The 15,394-nt window shown below is 70.9% G+C and carries 14 protein-coding genes; 11 read left to right on the top strand and 3 right to left on the bottom strand.

Going from position 1 to position 15,394, the window contains the following annotated elements:
- Positions 1 to 140: 140 nt before the first annotated feature.
- Together Q9R08_RS03065 and Q9R08_RS03070 are read left to right on the top strand one after the other, a co-directional pair.
- Positions 141 to 1,664, top strand: a complete 1,524-nt coding sequence (locus tag Q9R08_RS03065; RefSeq protein ID WP_308866349.1) for a DUF7059 domain-containing protein — start codon at positions 141 to 143, stop codon at positions 1,662 to 1,664.
- 27 nt (positions 1,665 to 1,691) lie between these two features.
- Positions 1,692 to 3,119 (top strand): CCA tRNA nucleotidyltransferase, encoded by a 1,428-nt coding sequence (locus tag Q9R08_RS03070; protein WP_308866350.1) that lies wholly within the window; start codon positions 1,692 to 1,694, stop codon positions 3,117 to 3,119.
- Positions 3,120 to 3,135: 16 nt separating this feature from the next.
- Here Q9R08_RS03070 and Q9R08_RS03075 read toward each other — a convergent pair whose 3' ends face one another.
- Positions 3,136 to 3,417: a hypothetical protein gene (locus Q9R08_RS03075; protein WP_308866351.1), complete on the bottom strand. Its 282-nt coding sequence runs from the start codon at positions 3,415 to 3,417 to the stop codon at positions 3,136 to 3,138.
- Here Q9R08_RS03075 and Q9R08_RS03080 point away from each other — a divergent pair.
- The 5 genes from Q9R08_RS03080 to Q9R08_RS03100 all read left to right on the top strand — a co-directional run bounded on the left by Q9R08_RS03080 (position 3,416) and on the right by Q9R08_RS03100 (position 7,918).
- The gene (locus tag Q9R08_RS03080) at positions 3,416 to 3,634 is read left to right on the top strand and encodes a globin domain-containing protein (protein ID WP_308866352.1); all 219 of its coding nucleotides are present in this window, start codon (positions 3,416 to 3,418) and stop codon (positions 3,632 to 3,634) included. The two genes, Q9R08_RS03075 and Q9R08_RS03080, sit on opposite strands and share 2 nt — an antisense overlap.
- Positions 3,635 to 3,720: 86 nt before the next feature.
- The gene (locus tag Q9R08_RS03085) at positions 3,721 to 5,097 is read left to right on the top strand and encodes a transcriptional regulator (protein WP_308866353.1); all 1,377 of its coding nucleotides are present in this window, start codon (positions 3,721 to 3,723) and stop codon (positions 5,095 to 5,097) included.
- 62 nt (positions 5,098 to 5,159) lie between these two features.
- On the top strand, positions 5,160 to 5,576 hold the full coding sequence (locus Q9R08_RS03090) for a VOC family protein (RefSeq protein ID WP_308866354.1): 417 nt from the start codon (positions 5,160 to 5,162) through the stop codon (positions 5,574 to 5,576).
- Between the two features lie 188 nt (positions 5,577 to 5,764).
- Positions 5,765 to 7,315 carry an acetaldehyde dehydrogenase ExaC gene (gene exaC, locus Q9R08_RS03095; RefSeq protein WP_308866355.1) on the top strand — a complete coding sequence of 517 codons (1,551 nt, stop codon included), beginning with the start codon at positions 5,765 to 5,767 and terminating at the stop codon, positions 7,313 to 7,315.
- Positions 7,316 to 7,510: 195 nt separating this feature from the next.
- Positions 7,511 to 7,918 carry a DUF779 domain-containing protein gene (locus Q9R08_RS03100; RefSeq protein ID WP_308866356.1) on the top strand — a complete coding sequence of 136 codons (408 nt, stop codon included), beginning with the start codon at positions 7,511 to 7,513 and terminating at the stop codon, positions 7,916 to 7,918.
- A gap of 16 nt (positions 7,919 to 7,934) precedes the next feature.
- On the opposite strand, the gene Q9R08_RS03105 is transcribed toward Q9R08_RS03100, so the two are convergent.
- Together Q9R08_RS03105 and Q9R08_RS03110 are read right to left on the bottom strand one after the other, a co-directional pair.
- On the bottom strand, positions 7,935 to 8,423 hold the full coding sequence (locus Q9R08_RS03105; RefSeq protein WP_308866357.1) for an FBP domain-containing protein: 489 nt from the start codon (positions 8,421 to 8,423) through the stop codon (positions 7,935 to 7,937).
- Positions 8,424 to 8,658: 235 nt separating this feature from the next.
- Entirely contained in the window at positions 8,659 to 9,936 is a 1,278-nt protein-coding gene (locus Q9R08_RS03110) for a hypothetical protein (protein ID WP_308866358.1), read from the bottom strand.
- Positions 9,937 to 10,114: 178 nt separating this feature from the next.
- On the opposite strand from Q9R08_RS03110, the gene Q9R08_RS03115 reads away from it, so the two are divergent.
- The 4 genes from Q9R08_RS03115 (at position 10,115) to Q9R08_RS03130 (ending at position 15,394) form a co-directional block, all read left to right on the top strand.
- A complete protein-coding gene (locus Q9R08_RS03115) occupies positions 10,115 to 11,380 on the top strand; it encodes an ABC transporter substrate-binding protein (RefSeq protein WP_308866359.1) in 1,266 nt (421 codons plus the stop codon).
- 135 nt (positions 11,381 to 11,515) lie between these two features.
- On the top strand, positions 11,516 to 12,466 hold the full coding sequence (locus tag Q9R08_RS03120; RefSeq protein ID WP_308866360.1) for a carbohydrate ABC transporter permease: 951 nt from the start codon (positions 11,516 to 11,518) through the stop codon (positions 12,464 to 12,466).
- Positions 12,463 to 13,425 carry a carbohydrate ABC transporter permease gene (locus Q9R08_RS03125; protein ID WP_308866361.1) on the top strand — a complete coding sequence of 321 codons (963 nt, stop codon included), beginning with the start codon at positions 12,463 to 12,465 and terminating at the stop codon, positions 13,423 to 13,425. The genes Q9R08_RS03120 and Q9R08_RS03125 overlap by 4 nt, the downstream gene beginning before the upstream one ends.
- Before the next feature lies 1 nt (position 13,426).
- The gene (locus Q9R08_RS03130; protein ID WP_308866362.1) at positions 13,427 to 15,394 is read left to right on the top strand and encodes a DUF8034 domain-containing protein; all 1,968 of its coding nucleotides are present in this window, start codon (positions 13,427 to 13,429) and stop codon (positions 15,392 to 15,394) included.

Consider the following 15,394-nt stretch of genomic DNA (forward strand, 5'->3'; position numbering starts at 1 on the left):
CGCTCCTGTGCGATGGCCTGACCGCACGATCGACTGCGATTCTACGGTGAGCGCCTCCGAGCCCGCCCGACGCCGAGCCGTGAGGGCGCCGACGCCCGCGTCTGCTCCTCGCGGGCGGATCAGCGCGGTTGAATGGACTCGTGCTCCCCGAACCGGATACCCGCCTCTGTCGTGACCTCGCCGGCGATCTGCGCGACGCCGGATTCACCGCCGAGGCCCTCCGCGACTCGTGGGGCGCCGCAGCGGACGACGCCATCGCACGCGGGCTGCGGTCCCCGGCGTCGCGCGGCCTCGGCGACCGCGACGACGCCCTCGCCGTGCTGGGCAGACTGCTGGTGCTCGGGATGCCGCAGGACGCGGCATCCGTCGACCGGGCGCTGCTGCGCGCCGGCGCGGAGGGACTCGCGCGACTGGGCCTGGCAACGGTCGACGACGGCCGGGTGCGCCCGCTCGCAGTGGTGCGGCCGCAGTCGTACGCCGACGCCTCCGGATCCGGACAGTGGTGGATCGCCAGCGACCTCGATGAGGCCGCGCTCGGCGGACCGCTTCCCGAGGACCACGTGCTGGGAGTCGGCGGCGCGTCGCTGACGCTCGCCGGCCTGCAGCTGCCGACGCCCGCCCGGCGCGGACTCGACATCGGTGCAGGATGCGGGATCCAGGCGCTGCGCGCCCGCGCGCACACGGCGAACGTCGTCGCGACCGACATCTCGGCGCGCGCCCTCGGATTCACACGGCTGAACGCCCTCCTCAACGGCATCGACGGCATCGAGGTGCGGCTCGGGAGCCTCTTCGACCCGGTCGCGGGCGAGCAGTTCGACCGGATCGTGTCGAATCCGCCGTTCGTCATCACACCGCGCGTCGCCGATGTACCGGCCTACGAGTACCGCGACGGCGGCATGGTCGGTGACGACGTGGTGGCCGCGTTCGTCAGGGGCGTGGGCGCGCATCTCGCGCCGGGCGGAGTGGCGCAGCTGCTCGGCAACTGGGAGACCCGCGACGGCGTGCCCGGCCTCGAGCGCGTGCAGGGCTGGGTCGCGTCGTCGTCGGTGCCGCTGGATGCCTGGGTGGTCGAGCGCGAGAGCCTGGACCCGCTGTCGTATGCCGAGCTGTGGGTGCGCGACGGCGGCACCCTCGCCGGGACGCCGGGTTTCGCGCGGCTCGTCGACGCGTGGCTCGACGACTTCGCCGCCCGCGGAGTCACCGAGGTCGGCTTCGGCTACCTGCTGCTGAGGCGTCCGGCCGAGGGCGCGCCCACGCTGTCGCGTTACGAGGCGCTGCATACGGCGCTCGCCGGTGAAGGCCTCGGCGCTCACCTGGCCGCCGCCCTCGACACCCACGACCGCTTGGCAGGGGTCGACGACGCCGGGCTCGCGGCATCCGTCTTCGTCGTGGCACCGGACGTCACGGAGGCGCGGCATCACCTGCCGGGCGCCGAGGACCCCACGGTCATCGAGCTGCGGCAGGGCGGTGGCTTCGGCCGTGCCCTGGGCGTGGACCCGGGCCTCGCGGCGCTGGTCGGCGCGTCCGACGGCGACCTGCCGGTCGGAGTGCTCGTCGATGCGATCGCCGACCTGCTCGAGGTCGACGCCGCAGCCCTGCGCGCCGATCTCCTTCCCCGCGTCCGCGAGCTCGCCTTCACCGGGTTCCTGCGGCTCGCGGAGTGACCTCGGCCGCTCGGTAGGCTGGAACCCATGCTCAACATGGCCGAGGGCGTGGCGCGCCTCGGCGCGCTCGCCGAGTCCCCCGTCGTCGCCACGCTCGCGCGCGCCTTCGCTGACGCCGGCTTCGACCTCGCGATCGTGGGCGGTCCGGTGCGCGACGCGCTCCTCGGCCGACGCACGAACGACCTCGACTTCACTACGGATGCCCGCCCCGACGACATCCTGAAGATCGTGAAGCCCGTCTCGACGGCCCAGTGGGACATCGGGCGCGCGTTCGGCACCATCGGCGCCCGGGTGCGCGGCGAGCAGGTCGAGATCACGACCTACCGGGCGGACAGCTACGACGGCGTCACCCGCAAGCCGACGGTCGAGTTCGGCGACACCATCGAGGGTGACCTGGTGCGCCGCGACTTCACCGTCAACGCGATGGCGCTGCGGGTCCCGGGGCAGACCCTGGTCGACCCGACGGGCGGCGTCGAAGACATGGTGCGCGGCGTCCTGCGCACGCCGGCGGACCCCGCGGTCAGCTTCGGCGACGACCCCCTGCGCATGCTGCGTGCCGCGCGCTTCGCCGCGCAGCTGGGCTTCGGCGTCGACCCCGCCACCGAGGCGGCCATGGCGGAGCTGCGTCGCACGCTCGAGATCGTGAGCCCCGAGCGGATCCAGGCCGAGCTGGTCAAGCTCCTCACCACCGACGACCCGGTGCGCGGCATCCGATTGCTCGTCGAGACCGGGCTGATGGCAGAGTTCCTCCCCGAGATCCCCGCGCTGCAGCTCGAGGTCGACGAGCACCACCATCACAAAGACGTGTACGAGCACTCGCTGACCGTGCTGCGCCAGGCCATCGACCTCGAGAAGACGCGGAACCCGGATGCCGCGCCCGACGTGCCGCTCCGGCTCGCCGCCCTGCTGCACGACATCGGCAAACCGGCGACGAGACGGCTCGAGCCGGGCGGCGGGGTGACCTTCTACCACCACGACGTCAAGGGTGCGCGCCTAGCCCGCAAGCGGCTGCAGGAGCTGCGCTTCGACTCCGCCACCATCTCCACGGTCAGCCGGCTGATCGAGCTGCACCTGCGCTTCTTCGGGTACTCCGAGGGCGCCTGGACCGACTCCGCCGTGCGCCGCTACGTGCGGGACGCGGATGCCGAGCTCGAGCGGCTGCACATCCTCACGCGGGCCGACGTGACGACCCGAAACGTCAAGAAGGCGACGCGCCTCGCCCGCGCCTACGACGACATCGAACGGCGCATCACCGAGCTCGCCGCCCAGGAGGAGCTCGCCTCGATCCGCCCCGAGCTCGACGGCAACCGCATCCAGGAGGTGCTCGGCATCCCACCGGGTCGCGAGGTCGGCGAGGCGTACCGGTTCCTGCTCGACCTGCGTCTCGACGAGGGCGTCGTCGGACCGGACGAGGCGGAGCGGCGCCTCCGCGACTGGTGGTCGACGCGGTCCTGATGCCGTCGCGGCTCGCCTAGGCCCCCGAGGCGCCCAGACGTGCGCGCACCCGACCGGCGAAGGCGGGGCAGCCTGCCGCGGAGAGCGCGTGAGTCAGAGGCCCGACCGCGCTGCGCGCATCGGCGCCTCCACGGCGAACCAGCTCGAGGCCGAGGTTCCGGACAGCAGCGCCGGCGAGGTCATCGACGACGCACAGGAACTCGTCGGGCGTCGAGAGCTCGAACGGCAGGTGGTCGGTGTCCGCGCTCTCTCTGGCGCGCGACGAGAGCACCCGCATGGTCGACCAGAAGCGCCACATGGCGCTCTTTCTCGCCGCCGCGGCGGGCGGCCCCAACGGCCACAAGGGTCTCGACATGCGCGCCGCCCACGCCGGACGCGGCATCACCGACGCCGACTTCGACCGTGTCATGGGTCACGCGGCGACGGCGCTCGCCGACGCGGGCGTCGATGACGCCACGACCGGCCAGGTCGCGGGCGCGCTGATGCCGCTGCGCTCCGAGGTCACCACCGCCTAGGAGCGCCGAGCTCCGACGCCTCGCCGGGGTGGCCGACGGCCGTCCTACACTGGACGCACGCTCCACCGACGTCGATCGGAGCCGCCGTGTCATCACCCTGGTCGCAGCGCCGCGAGGTGTCGCCCGAGACATCCCGTCTGCTCATCGAGCGCGCGCACGAAGAACTGGTCGCCGGCAACGCCGCCGACGAACGGCTGAACGACGTGCGGATGCTCGTGCGCGAGTCCTGGCGCCGCTCGCTCGACAGCCTCGTCGGCGCCGAGGGGCTGCCGCCCCTCGACCTGACCGCCGAAGAGCTTGAGGCGTACCGCCGCGCGCACCCGCTCGCCGCGGTCATCGACATGGTGCGCGGGCTGCTGCTGCCCGGAGAGGCCTCCGAGTCCGGCGTCGTCGTGGCGGTCGGCGATGCCGCCGGGCGGCTGCTGTGGGTCGAGGGCGACCGGAACGTGCGGCGATCGACCGGCGACATGGGTTTCGTCGAGGGCGCGAACTGGTCGGAGGACGCCGTCGGCACCGCCGCCCCGGGCACGGCGCTCGCGCTCGACCGGTCGGTGCAGATCACCGGTGCCGAGCACTTCAACCGGCTCGTCCAGCCGTGGTCGTGCAGCGCCGCCCCGGTGCACGACCCTGAGACGCGCCGGATCCTCGGCGTCATCGACGTGACCGGCGGCCTCGAGGCGGTGACCCCGCAGGCGCAGCTGCTCGTGGATGCCACCGCCCGGGCGATCGAGGGAGAGCTGCTGGTCGCGCGGCTCCGCGCCCGCGCCGCCGAGGGGCAGGCGTCTGCGCACGGCCCCACCCGCCGCCGCACGCCCACACGGCGCGCCGAGCCCACCCGCGCGACGCTCCGGGTGCTCGGACGCGACCGTGCACTGCTCGAGGTGGCCGGCGAGGGCGTCGAGACGGTGTCCGAGCTCGGACCCCGTCACGCCGAGTTGCTGCTCATGCTCGCCGTCCACCGTCAAGGGCTGTCGGCCGAGCGGCTGGGCGAGCTCGTGTACGGCGCGCCCGCCGATGCCGGCCGAGCGGCGGCCGGTGCGACATCCGTCACGCTCCGTGCCGAGATGGTGCGCCTGCGCAAGGCGCTCGCGGCATCCGCTCCCGCTCTCGTGCCGGAGTCCCGACCGTATCGTCTCGGCGTCGAGGTCGCGACCGATGCGCACCAGGTGCTGTCGCTGCTGGACCGGGGCGCGCACCGCGTCGCGCTCGCCGCATACCGGGGCGACGTGCTGCCGGACTCCGTCGCACCCGGGGTGGAGGAGTTCCGCGACACCGTCCGCGTCGCGCTGCGCGAGGCGCTCATGGCCGAGGCGTCCCTCGATGTCCTCCTCGTCTTCGCCGAGACGGATGCCGCCGCCGACGACGTCGAACTGCTCAGGCTGTGTCTCTCCCTGCTGCCCGCGCGGTCGCCGCGCCGCGCGGGGCTCGTGGCGCGGATCGAGAAGCTCGAAGCCGGTCTCTGATCACGGACCGTTCCTGTCCGCATTGGGCAGCAAGCTGGAGTCACGACAGAGAGGAACCGCCCATGCTCCGCGGATTCGCCACCATCAGCTACTACGCCGTCGACCTCGACGCAGCCTCCCGCTGGTACGCCGAGGTGCTCGGTATCGAGCCCTACTTCGTCACTCCCGCCTACATCGAGTTCCGCGTCGGCGACTACGAGCACGAGCTCGGCATCATCGACGCGCAGTACCGTCCGCCGATGCCCGACGGGCCGGCCGGCGCGGTCATGCAGTGGGCGGTCGACGACGTGCACGCGAGCCTCGCCCGCCTGCTCGAGCTCGGGGCGACCGAGTATCAGCCTGTGATCGAGCGAGGCCACGGCTTCAGCACCGCGGCCGTGGTCGACCCCTTCGGCAACATCCTCGGCATCATGGAGAACCCGCACTACCTCGAGATCGTCGAGCGGGACCGCGCTCGACGCGCGCCGTCGTCCGAGTAGCCCGGCCCCGCCCCGCCCCGCCCGTCTCGCTCTCGCACGCACAACGGCCATGACCCGGTCGCTGTGCGAGCGCGGAACGAGCGAGACGAAGCGCCCCGCACCCGGTCGCAACGTTCTGCAACGTCGCTGGGCCTAGCTTCGATCCATCGCGACGAGGACCGTCGCGGAACGCGTCGAAGGAGACCAGCATGACCATCGTCGAAGAGGGTGTCTCGAGCATCTACGCCGCCCCCGGGCAGCGCGGCTCGATCGCCGACTACCGCCCCCGCTACGGCCACTACATCGGCGGCGAGTTCGTCGAGCCGATCAAGGGGCAGTATTTCGAGAACATCAGCCCCGTCACCGGCAAGCCCTTCACCGAGGTGGGTCGCGGCACGGCCGAAGACATCGACCGCGCGGTGGATGTCGCGTGGAAGGCGTTCGAGTCCTGGAAGCGCACCACCCCGGCCGAGCGCTCCGTCATCCTCAACAGGATCGCCGACCGCATCGAGCAGAACCTCGAGAAGATCGCCGTCGCCGAGACATGGGAGAACGGCAAGCCCGTCCGAGAGACCCTCGCCGCCGACATCCCGCTCGCCGTCGATCACTTCCGCTACTTCGCCGGCGTGCTCCGCGGCCAGGAGGGCTCGCTCAGCCAGCTCGACGAGGACACCGTCGCCTACCACTTCCACGAGCCGCTCGGCGTGGTCGGGCAGATCATCCCGTGGAACTTTCCGATCCTCATGGCCACGTGGAAGCTCGCCCCCGCGCTGGCGGCCGGCAACTGCGTCGTGCTGAAGCCCGCGGAGCAGACGCCGGCGTCGATCCTGTTCCTGTTCGAGCTCATCGGAGACCTGCTGCCTGCGGGCGTGGTGAACATCGTCAACGGGTTCGGCATCGAGGCCGGAGCGCCGCTCGCGCAGCACAAGCGCATCCGCAAGGTCGCGTTCACCGGTGAGACGACGACGGGCCGGCTCATCATGCAGTACGCGTCGCAGAACCTCATCCCGGTGACGCTCGAGCTCGGGGGGAAGAGCGCGAACGTGTTCTTCGAGGACGTCGCCCGCGACACCGGCGACTCCTACTACGACAAGGCCCTCGAGGGCTTCACGCTCTTCGCGCTCAACCAGGGCGAGGTGTGCACCTGCCCCTCGCGGGCGCTCATCCAGCGCTCCATCTACGACCGCTTCCTCGGCGACGGGCTCGACCGCGTCGCGAAGATCGTGCAGGGCAACCCGCTGGACCCCGCGACCATGATCGGCGCGCAGGCCTCGAACGACCAGCTCGAGAAGATCCTGTCGTACATCGAGATCGGCAAGGCCGGCGGCGCGAAGCTGCTCGCCGGTGGCGAGCGCGTCGACCTCGGCGGCGACCTCTCGGGCGGCTACTACGTCGCGCCGACGGTGTTCGAGGGCACGAACGACATGCGCATCTTCCAGGAGGAGATCTTCGGTCCCGTCGTCTCAGTGACCTCGTTCGACGACTTCGACGACGCCATCTCCATCGCCAACGACACGCTGTACGGCCTGGGCGCCGGTGTCTGGAGTCGCTCGGGCGACACCGCCTACCGCGCCGGGCGCGCCATCGAGGCCGGGCGCGTCTGGACCAACACGTACCACCAGTACCCCGCCCATGCGGCGTTCGGCGGCTACAAGCAGTCCGGTATCGGCCGGGAGAACCACCTCAAGATGCTCGACCACTACCAGCAGACGAAGAACCTGCTCGTGTCGTACGCCGACGGTGCGATGGGCTTCTTCTAGACCGGCCGGATCGGCCGTCGCGTCCCGGATGAATCCGGCGCGACGGCCTTCCCGCCCCGGGTGGAGCGATTCCCCAGCGGCTCCGCCCGGGTCATCCATGTCCCCCTGACGCTCCTGATGTGCCGAAATCTGTCGGCAGCGCCCTTCGGAGCGACCGAAAGTGGGACACGCACAGAGAGAGGCGAGGCGATCGCGATGGCCCAGACCCGCACCCACTCGCGTGTGGCGGTGTCGGATGCCGCGGCATCCCTCCTGCGACGACTCACGGCCGATCACGGCCCGCTGATGTTCCATCAGTCCGGTGGATGCTGCGACGGCAGCGCGCCGATGTGCTTCCCGGTCGGCATGTTCCAGACCGGCCCGTCGGACGTGCGGCTCGGCGAGCTCGAGGTCGGCCTCGCAGCGCCCGTCGAGGTCTTCATCTCGGAGGCTCAGTTCGAGTACTGGAAGTACACGCACCTCACGATCGACGTCGTCCCAGGCAGGGGTGCGGGGTTCAGCGTCGAGGGACCGACCGGCAGTCGCTTCATCATCCGCTCACGCATGCTGACGGATGCCGAGCTCGACCACTTCGGACTGGGGCCGCACGCCACCGGGGGGTGACGTGCGGCCCGCCCGTTCAGTGGCTGTCGCGGATGTCGCGTGCGAAGCCGTCGGCGTGCGCGCGGAGCGCCTCGATGCGGCGCTGCCGCGCGGCCATCACGTCGAACCCGAGGTACGCGGGCGGCATCGGCCGGCGCGCGTTGACGGAGCACTCGAAGTTCTCGCACAGCAGGGTGCCGACGGTATCGCCGTTGCGGCCGGCCTTGCCGGCGCGCTTCGCCCCGAACAGCACGACGTCGTTCGGGAGCGTCACGTCCTCGCACCACGAGCACTGCGGGCGCGTGCGCGTGCGCTGCTCGGCCTGTCGCAGCAGGATGCCGACGGGCTCGTCGTCGACCGGCACGACGATGAAGCCGGCGAGCGGCTGCTTCGGATCGCGCCAGCCGAAGTAGTCGAGGTTCTGCCAGTCGACCTCGCCGAGATCGGGGACCACGAGCGCGTTGCGCTCGCGCAGGGAGGCGTTGACGAAGGACGCGCGAATGTCCTTCTGTGTGTATGCGTGCATGATTCCTTGTTTCACGGAGGATCGTCGCGGTACGACGAGAGAGCGGATGCCGCGGGCCGGCGGCCCGCGGAGAGTCGAGGCGTCGCGCTCGGCCTCACACCGGGCGACGCGCGCGGCTACCTCCGCTCGGCGCAGGAAGCGCCGAGTACCCCCTCACGCCCGCCGGGCGTCGTGAACGTCGAATGCACGCCCGACAGCATACGCTCGTACGCGTGGGGGCCGGCTGCGTCGGCGATCAGCGCAGCAGCGCCCCGCCCACCTGCGAGAAGAGCCAGAACAGCACCACCACGCCGCCGACGATGATCGGCACCCAGGGGACCCCGCGCTGGAGGCGTCTGCCCTGCGGCGCGACGCCCGGAGGCGGCCGCAGCGCGGCGAGCGGCACGGCGAAGGGGACGGACTCCGCGCCCCCTCCATGCGGCGGTTGGGCGTCGCCCGGGGCCGCCGTCGGGCGCACGGGCCCAGCCTCCGTGCCATGAGCGGGGTCGCCCGACAGCGGGGCGGTGCCCGGGCCTGCGGCATCCGGTATGGACCCGTGGGCCGAAGCGGCCAGCCGCTCATCGCGCCAGCGCGCCCACTGTGCGAACTTGTCGAGCAGCGCGCCGACCGCCGAGAACAGCCACGCCCACGTCTGCGGGTCGATCGTGGAGAAGTCGCGCTTGGCGTAGAGGAAGAGCCAGTCGTCGACGATCTCGACGTCGAGGGCTGCGGCGTTGTCGATGAAGCGGGCCATGATGTCGGGGGTGAAGAGATAGAGCGCGTCGCGTTCGTAGCCGGCGGGGCAGTAGAGCGCGAAGTGGCGGTCGAAGTCGCCCTCGAGGCTCAGCCGCTGGTCCCTGTCGAAGGCGAGGGGCAGGTTGGAGCCGAACAGCGAGTTGTTGCTCGTCGCGTCCAGCACGATGTGGGGCAGCGGGGTGTCGAGCTTGACAGCGACGTAGCCCCACTGGTGCGTCTGCCGGTTCTTGCCGGAGCCGGTGGTGTAGCGGTAGTTGGCGAACTCGACGAAGCGCGGCCGGTCGCCGCGCACGAGATCCGAGGACTGTCTCGCGCTTCCGATCGAGAAGATCATGCCCGGAAGGCCCGGGGCGTTCACACGGGGGACGTACTGCATCGCGTTCGCGCGGGCGAACCCGTCGAGGCGGTACATGCGTTCGGCCGCGCTGCGGTTGGCGCGGACGGCGAAGATGATCACCAGCGCCACGACGCCGCCGACCACCAGCAGCGGAAGGAGGGCGAAGATCACCGCCACCCCGCCCCCGCCCTCGGCGCCCGCGCCCAAGGCGCTGACGACGGCGGTGAGCATGGTCAGCCCCACCGAACCGAAGATGACGGCCACTACGGCAATCACGACGACCGCGAGCACACCGCTGAAGGACGAGCTCTGCAGACGCCCGGTGCGCCGCAGCTCCTGCACGAAGGCGCGCGCGGCGCCGGGCGGGACCGGCTCGACCAGCGGTCGCGCATCGAAGGGGTAGGACGGTCTGACGCCGGGCCCGGCGGCGGGGACGCTCACGCGACCACGGTACCCGTCGATGCGGCGCGCGCACGGGGGTGGCGGCATCCGTTCTGCCATCGGTTATCGATAGCATCGAGGCCCCACCTCGATCGGTCGCAAGAGATTCGTTGATAACCGATTATCGATTAGTGTATGGTCGTGACGTCCCGATGATGTGCCCACGAGAGGATCGACGATGATCAGCAGACGTACCCTCACCGCGATCGGCGCCGGAGCGGCCGCCGTGACGCTCCTTGCCGGCTGCTCCTCCACGCCGAGCGGAGGTGAGAGCACCGACGAAGAGCTCGAGCTGCGCGTGCTGGTGAACGTGACCCCGAACCTCACCGAGGACTGGTGGAACGAGCTGGTCGCGCCGTTCGAAGACGCGAACCCCGACATCGACGTCGTGATCGACAACCCCGGCGCGGAGGGCGTGAGCGCCGCCGTGCCGCGCCTGCTCGCCGCCGGCCAAGCGCCCGACATCGTGCAGTCGCTGGCCCCGACCCCCGACCTCGCCGAGGAACTCGTCGACCTGTCCGATTACGAGTGGGCGTCGGGCGGTCCGCTCGCGGACCAGTATTCGATCGACGGCAAGTACTACATGGCGGGCGTGGGTGTGCAGCTGCAGAGCCTGTGGTTCTACAACAAGGACGCCTTCGCAGAGGCAGGCATCACCGAGTCGCCCGCGACGGTCGACGAGCTCGACGACGCGCTGGCCAAGCTCAAGGACGCCGGCTGGACCGGCATCCAGACCGGCGGCGACTGGATGTCGAGCCACGCACTGCAGACCCTCGCCCTGCCCTCGATCGTGGGCGAGAACCCCGACTGGTACGCCGAAATGGATTCCGGCGACGTGACGTTCAGCGAGAGCTACGGCGACTACACCGCGCTCTACGCGGACTGGATCGCGAAGGGTTACACCAACCCCGACGCACTCGGGGTGAAGTACCCCGACGCCGAGCAGAACTTCCTCGCCGGCAACACCGCCCTCTACCCGATGGGCAGCTGGTTCGTGGGCACCGAGGCGAAGGCCGAGAACCCGGCGCCGATCGGCGTCTTCCGCGGACCCGCTGTCGACGGCGTCGATGATCCTGCCATGGGGGCGAACATCGCGAGCCCCTACGTGATCATGAAGGAGTCGAAGCACCAGGATGCCGCGGCGAAGCTCGTCGAGTTCCTCACCACCGACGAGGACGCGGTGATGAGTCAGCTCGAGGTCGACGGCAACTACCGCGACGGCTACGAGTACGACATGACCGAGCTCGGCACCGAGCTCCTGGCGATCGTCGCTGACACCCCCGCCTCGGCCTACACACCGACCGGCGGCGGCTACGGCGAGCGCAAGCTCCCCGACGGCTACTCCGGCGAGATCAACACGCAGACGCAGGCGCTGCTCGGCGGGACCTCTGCGGCCGACGTCGACGCGGCGATGGACGCCTGGTTCGACGCCGCCGTCAACTGACCGCGTGCCTCCGCGCCGGCACCGCGCCGGCGCGGAGGCGCCACGTATCGATGACGACACGAGCCCCGACGGCGAGACGGACCGGACGGCGGAGACCCCGACCGGCGTGTCGCCACGGGGAGAAAGCAGACTGAGATGGCCGACACCGTGGCCCGGCCGGCGGGCACCGCGAGAGCGCGGACGAGCGCTCCCAGCCGCCGACGGCGCACCTCGTGGCAGGACCGACTCGCCGGCGTGATTATGAGCGGCCCCGCCCTGATCGTCTTCATCGCGATGTTCATCGTGCCGATGCTGCTGGCCATCGTGCTGAGCTTCACCGACTGGAACGGTTACAGCCTGCACTTCGACTTCATCGGGTTCGAGAACTACGCCGACGCGTTCAAGAACCCGCGCACCGTGGATGCGGCCGTCTTCACCGCGATCATCGCGGTGGTGGGCACGGTGCTGTGCAACGGGATCGGCCTGGCCGTGGCCTCCCTCATCGCCGGCAACACTCGCGGCAACACGGTGCTGCGCACCGTCTTCTTCTACCCGTACATCATCAGCGCCCTGATCATCGGGTTCCTCTGGTCGGCGATGCTCGCTCCGCAGGGCGCGGTCAACTCGCTGCTCGCCCAGCTCGGGGTCGCGCCGCTGCCCTTCCTCACCGACATGACGTTCGCGAAGGCGAGCGTGATCCTGACGATCGTGTGGTCGCACTTCGGCTTCAACATGATCCTGTACCTGGCAGGCATCAAGTCTGTGCCCACCGAGTACTACGAGGCGGCGACCGTCGACGGGGCGTCGCGGTGGCAGCAGTTCCGCAGCGTCACGCTGCCGCTCATCGCTCCCGTGCTCACCGTGAACCTCGTACTGACACTGGTGGGCCTGCTCAAGGCGTACGACATCGTGCTCGCCCTCACCGACGGCGGACCGGCGGCTTCCACGCAGACGATCGTCTACCAGATCCTCAAGGACTCGTTCGCGCAGGCGCGGCTCGGGTTCGGCGCGGCCCAGTCGGTCGTGCTCCTCATCGTTACCGCGGCGATCGGGCTCGCGGTGACCTTCGCGCGCCGCGGCGCCGACCGGAAGGCGAGCGAATCATGACGATCTCGACCGAGACCACGAGCCCGAACATCGCCGCAGAGGTGTACCTGACCGACCCCGGCGAGCTGCCGCGCCGCAGGTTCGGCCGCCGCCCCCAGCGCCGTGGCGGACCCGCCGCCGCGCGCACGCCGCTCGCCGCCTCGATCGTGAAGTGGGTGCTGCTCGGCGCCCTCGCGCTGGTGATGCTGGTGCCGCTGTACATCCTGGTGATCAGCGCGTTCAAGCCGCAGGCCGACATCATCCTGCATCCGCTCGCGATCACGCCCGACATGTTCACGTTCGAGTACCTCTGGAACGCGATCACGAGCGAGAAGTTCAACGTGGTCGGGGCGTACGGCATCACGCTGCTGTTCGTCGTGCTCGTCAACGTGTTCTGCATCGCCCTGTCGGCGCCGGTCGCCTACGTGATCGCACGGGGCCGCTCGAAGTGGCACGTGGCGCTGCTGCTCGTGTTCGTGTCGGGACTGTTCATCCCCGGCCAGGTGACGCTGATCCCGGTGGTCTTCGTGCTGCGCGTGCTGGGCCTCATCAACACGATCCCCGGGTTCCTCCTCTTCGAGACGGCGGCGACGCTGCCGGTGACGATCTTCCTGTTCGCCGCGTACCTGCGCACGGTGCCCCGCGACATCGACGAAGCGGCGGCTCTCGACGGGGCCGGACGCATCCGCGCGTTCTGGTCGTGCATCTTCCCGATCATGCGGCCGGTGGTCGCGACGATCGTCGTGCTCAACTCGATCGGCGTCTGGAACGACTTCGTGAGTCCCCAGATCATCCTGGGCCCGGGCTCGGGCATCTACACGGTGACCACCGGCGTCTACGCCGCGGTGGGCGAGTTCTCCACCGACTACACCGTGCTGTTCCCCACCCTGTTGCTGGCGATCGCACCTGCCGTCGCGTTCTTCATCATCATGCAGCGGCACATCATCGGCGGCCTCGTCGCCGGGGCGACGAAGGGCTGACATGGGCGACGTGATCCAGGGGCATCCGCTCTCCGAGCTGCCCGCGTGGGCGGTGCTCGAGCGCCGGCTGTTCGACGAGATCGAAGACGCCTGGCGGCTCTTCTCCACCACCTTCGCCGAGCCCGACGGCCGCCTGCGCTTCGCCGCCGAGTTCGTCGACCGCGACGGCGTCGACGACCTGTACGAGCCGTTCTTCAACTGGCCGGCTTTCTACCTGCTGGGCGGCAGCGACGACGTGCTCGCCGCGGCGAAGCGGCATTGGGAGGGCGTGACCGCTCAGCTGACCGCGGCGGGCATGCTCACCGGCGAGTACGAGAATGGCTACGACTGGTTCCACCAGGGCGAGTCCCTCCTCTTCTTCTACGGGCTGTGCGCCGCCGATCCGGCCGACCGGGACTTCGCGGAGCGGGCACGCCGCTTCGCGGAGCTGTACACGGATGCCGCGCACGGCAACTTCGACCCCGCGCTCGGCATCATCCGCGCCCCGCACAACGGCGCGCTCGGTCCGCGTCCCGGACTGAGCGACGAACCGGAGCCCTACTCGGCCGACCGTGCCGAGATGCGCCCGTACGGACTCCCCCTCGAATACGTCCCCGGCGTCGAGGCGTGGGACGACCTCGCCGATCCCGCGCTCGCGCTCGCGATGGGCGAGGCGTTGCACCGCGCCGCTGCGGGCGATGTCGCCGTGAACCTCGCCGCGACGAGCCTCGTCGTGAATCGCTGGCTCTACGACGGCGACGAGGGGTCGGCCGCGTGGGTGCGCGTTTATGTCGACGGCTGGCGCGAGCGGACCGGTGCGAACGGCGGTCTGCTGCCCGACAGCGTCGCCCCCGACGGCACGACCGGCGGGCTGCACGACGGCCGCTGGTACGGCGGCCACTACGGCTGGACCTGGCCGCACGGCCTGCCGTCGGTGGGTATGGCGGCGGTGATCGCCGGCATCAACGAGGCCTTCGTCACGGGGGACGACGCGGCGCTCGACATGGCGCGCGTCGTGCTCGACACGGTGCTCGACAACGCCATCGTGGCCCCGATCGCACAGACCCCGTTCAGCCTCCGCGGCGGCTGGCTCGCCCGCTGGGGAGCGGATGCCGCCCAGCCGGCGCTCCTCGCGCCGCACCGGTACGGCCGCCATGGGTGGTTCGACTACGGTCCGATGCCCCTCGAGCTGCCGCTGTGGGTCTGGTGGTGGTCTCGCCGCGCCGACGACCTCGCGCGCGTGCGCCGCGCCATCGCGGGTCTTCCGGCGATGGACGACCCGGTCAAGGCGTTCCGCGACAAGGCGGAAGCCGGACACGAGGCGCCGTGGGTGGCCTTCCTCGACGGCGACCTGCCCGAGTATCCGACGCGCGCGCTGTCGATGGCGCTCGGACAGGTGGCGAGACGTGTCGCGCTGATGGCGGCGGCCGCGGACGATCCGGATGCCGCGCACCTGCACTTCGGGCAGCGGGTGAACCCCGTCGTCACCGAGGTGCTGAGCCAGCTGGTCTCGGGCACTCCGCAGGTGCTCTACAACGGAGGGCTGCCGTTCGCCGCCGTCGTCTACGAGGACCCGGAGCGCGGGCGGCCCGGCCTGCCGCGCGACGTCGCCGCGCTCGTGTCGCGCCTGGACGCCGGCGACATCGACCTCGCTCTCGTCAACACCTCCACGACGCGGACGCACCGCGTGATCGTGCGCGCCTCGCGCTTCGGTGAACGCCATCTCACGGGCGTGACCGTCCGCACGCGGACAGGGGGCGAATACCCCGGGCGCAGCACCGCCTACGCCGCGACGCCGGGCACGTCGACCGTCCACGTCCTCGAACTGGACTCCGACGCCGTCGAGTTGGAGCTGCGGCCCGCCCACGGCGTCGACCTCACTCTCCACACCGCGCCCTCGGATGCCGCGCCGCGGCACCGGGCAGCCGGCGCTGTCGATCGAGCAGCCGCCGCGGCATCCGTCCGTCCGACCTCCCCTTCGAAGGAGTGA

The sequence above is a fragment of the Microbacterium psychrotolerans genome (genome assembly GCF_031085295.1).
In the GTDB taxonomy this organism is placed as follows: Bacteria; Actinomycetota; Actinomycetes; order Actinomycetales; family Microbacteriaceae; genus Microbacterium; species Microbacterium psychrotolerans.